The sequence below is a fragment of the Peribacillus sp. P4_C12 genome (assembly GCF_056402095.1).
Genome location: NZ_JBFUIB010001054.1, coordinates 1 through 769, shown reverse-complemented (window position 1 = coordinate 769; position 769 = coordinate 1). Strand labels below are relative to the sequence as shown.

General features: G+C 32.2%; 1 protein-coding gene and 1 pseudogene. One reads left to right on the top strand and one right to left on the bottom strand.

Annotated features, from left to right (window positions below):
* Positions 1-221: pseudogene (gene murQ, locus AC1DUW_RS31205) on the bottom strand (N-acetylmuramic acid 6-phosphate etherase); the annotation flags it as partial.
* Positions 222-633: 412 nt separating this feature from the next.
* On the opposite strand from murQ, the gene AC1DUW_RS31200 reads away from it, so the two are divergent.
* On the top strand, positions 634-769 hold a 136-nt coding region (locus tag AC1DUW_RS31200), incomplete at its 3' end, for a small, acid-soluble spore protein, H family (RefSeq protein ID WP_477644500.1).

Sequence of the window (769 nt, the reverse complement as noted above, 5' to 3'; positions counted from 1 at the left end):
GTTCCAGCCCCAATGTAGATGAGTCTTCCTCCTTTCATTAACGATTCATAAGCAAAGTCAACTGCCGTTTTAATCTCTGGTAAAACCTCTTGTACGGCTACTGCCACTTTTAAATCTTCGTTGTTAATCGCAGAAATAATTTCCAGTGTATTTACACTGTCGATGTTCATGGTCCCTTCATTGCGTAATTCAGTCGTTAATGAGCGCAGTTGTTCTTCCATAGACAAATAAATCCTCCTATTATCAATCACTTAAATATAATTTCAAATTATACTTAACAATCTTGAAATTATATTTCATATTATATTCAATGGTAGCGCCTTCATTACTAAACTGCAAGATTTTTTTTGCAACTTTGGGATTATATTACTTTTTTGCAACCTAAATTCAGACAATGATTCTATTAATCTCCAAATAAAACTTACCACGTCATATTAGTATGTAGCATAACAGTCGTAATATGGATTCTTAAAGGATGAACCTAATAGCACAGTATCCACCCTTATAAATGAATCGGAATTTCCTTATATGGTAGACGCAGTTATTAGATAGTCATTTTCATTCCTTTAAAAAAAGAATAAAATCTTTTACCTTTTCAAATAATAATTAACAAATAATAAGGGAGGGATTTTTGTGGATGTTAATCGTGTAAAACAGATTCTTTCTTCACCATCTGACATTGAGGTTAGATATAATGGCACTTCAGTTTGGATTGATAATATAAATGAAGATGGAAGAACAGCTACTGTACATCTAAGAGGGCCATTAG